This is a genomic window from Methylophilus sp. (assembly GCF_035460085.1).
Taxonomy (GTDB): Bacteria; Pseudomonadota; Gammaproteobacteria; order Burkholderiales; family Methylophilaceae; genus Methylophilus.
Genome location: NZ_DATHWZ010000039.1, coordinates 1 through 2,666, shown reverse-complemented (window position 1 = coordinate 2,666; position 2,666 = coordinate 1). Strand labels below are relative to the sequence as shown.

1 protein-coding gene is annotated in these 2,666 nt (G+C 48.3%); it reads left to right on the top strand.

All coding sequences use genetic code 11. The annotated features are described in order from the left end of the window. The coding region (locus tag VK958_RS06325; RefSeq protein ID WP_325239914.1) for a beta strand repeat-containing protein at nt 1–2,666 on the top strand (2,666 nt) is incomplete at both ends.

Genomic DNA, 2,666 nt, shown 5'->3' with positions numbered 1-2,666 from the left:
ATCACCGTGCCTCCTGGCGTTACCAGCTTCACCGTGACTGTACCGACAGTCGATGACACTCTTGTTGAGTCAAATGAGACTTTGCCCATTAATGTTGGTGGTAAAACCGCTACCGGTATCATTGTTGATAATGATGGCGGTATCACTACTGTAAATGGCAGCAAATTTGCTGTTTCCGAAGAAGGTCTGGCAGGGGGTATTAAAGACAATACAGGTAGCAGCGACACTACCGACTCTGCTGAAGCGACTGGAACCTTTAGCCTTAATGGCAGCAATGCCGGTGCAGTCTGGACTTTAACAGCACCAACTACACCTCTGACTTCTGGTGGCGTGGCTGTTACATGGTCATTGTCTGCTGATGGCAAAACCTTGACTGGTTCCGCTGGTAATGAAAAGGTATTGACCGTTACTATCAATGATAGCGGTGAGTACAAAATTGTATTGAATGGCCAAGTTGACCATCCGATAGCAAATGTTGAAGATACTGTACTCGCGAATGTAGGTGTGAAAGTTGTTGTAAACGGTGTGACCCAGACAACTACATTGCCTGTAACAATCGAAGATGATGCGCCACAAGCTAACGGCGGTCCAGTAACAGTTACCAATGAAAATACTGCCAATGTTGCCCCTGTTGCAGCGATTGCTAATACTGGTAATCTGTTAGGGTTAGTGGGTCTGTCAGCATTGAATCTGATTGACTTGAGCACACGTTCTGCCTTCGGTGCAACAGATGCAAATAACAATATCAGCAAGGTTGAGCTGAACTATCAATCGCTGATATCACTGGGTGGCCGTCAATTCACAGTATCCCAAGCACTTGCTGCAGAACTGGGTCTTAAAGTCGTTATCACTAATGACCCAGGCTTCTTGACCTTGATTGGTCCATCTTCTCATGTAGTAATTACTGCACTGGATGGCGGCCCTATTGATAACCTGGCAGTCAATGAACTATTAGCAACAGCGAAATTGAGCGGCGGTGCAATCAGCGCTGAAGTGCTGAATGGTACTTCAATCACTGTGACCGACTCACAAGGTGCAAGCTCTTCAGCTGCTATCAGCACATTGGTTGATGCCACCGTGTTGAGCAACGCTACTGCTAATCCTAACCTCAAAGAGGGTGACGGTAATGGCAATACCCTGACAGGTACAGGTGGCGATGATCAGATCTACGGTTATGGCGGTAACGACACGCTGAATGGCGGTGCTGGTAATGATATCTTGCGTGGTGGTGATGGGAATGACACCATGGATGCCGGTATAGGTAATGACATTCTGGTTGGTGGATCAGGCAATGATAGCCTGACCGGTGGTGCAGGCCGTGACATTTTCCGCTGGGAGAAAGGTGACGAAGGTACAGCAGGTAGTCCTGCTGTAGATACAGTGACAGATTTCACTTTGAATGCAGATGTGATCGATTTGAGATCCGTATTGCAAGGTGAAAGTCTGGCTAACTTGTCAAACTATGTACGAGTGACCGTTGAAAATGGCAACACCGTCTTGCATATCAGTAGCACAGGTGGATTTAGTGCCGGCTTTAATGCGGGTGCTGAAAATCAAACCATCGTATTGCAGGGTGTTAACCTGCAAACCGCTTACGGCACAACCGACAGCGCACAAATCCTTACTAACCTGGTTAACAGCGGCAACCTGGCTATTGATCCGGCTGCTTCTACAGCGTCCGGTAGCCTAGGCGCATTTGGTGCAGATGGCGGATATGTACAAAGTGTTGTTGTCGGTGGTGTCACTTACACTTACAACGCAACTAACAATACTGTGAGTGCCAGCGGTAACTCGCCAGCGGTAACCGGTTATGGATACAATGCAAACAGCCATCAATTGACTGTGACCACCGCTAAAGGGGAAACCATTACTGTAAACGTTGAAACCGGCGCCTACCTCTACAATGGTAGCCGTCCGCTTGTTGCAGGCGAAACTACCAGTGTAGGTTTCACAATGATTGATAATGATGGTGATACATCTACATCTTCACTGCAATTCAACGGTACTGGTCAACCAACCATTACAACAGTCGAACCTGGTCAACCTGGTACAGGTGATGACAGCGTCGTTGAAGGCACCTCACTGATTTACACCGTGACTTTGAGTACAGCGCCTAATGCACCTGCTACCTATACCTACACATTGGGTGGCGGCACAGCCTCAGCTGCTGATTACGGTACAGCAGTATTCAGCAATGGTGTGGTATTGAATGCCAACGGTACAATTACCGTACCAGCAGGTGTAAGCAGCTTCACCGTGACGGTACCGACAGTGGATGACACCATTGTTGAACTGAACGAGACTCTGCCACTGACTATCGGTGGTGCGACCGGTACAGGTGTGATTGTTGATAACGACAAAGCAACAGTTGTGACTGTAGAACCAGGTCAGCCTGGCCCAGGTGATGACAGCGTTGTTGAAGGTAACAACCTGGTTTACACCGTGACTTTGAGCGCAACAACGAACGTACCGACAACCTACACCTACACATTAGGTGGCGGTACAGCGTCAACAGCTGACTACGGTACAGCGGTATTCAGTAATGGTGTGGTATTGAACGCCAATGGCACGATTACCGTACCAGCAGGTGTAAGCAGCTTCACCGTGACAGTACCGACAGTGGATGACACCATTGTTGAACTGAACGAGACTCTGCCACTGACTAT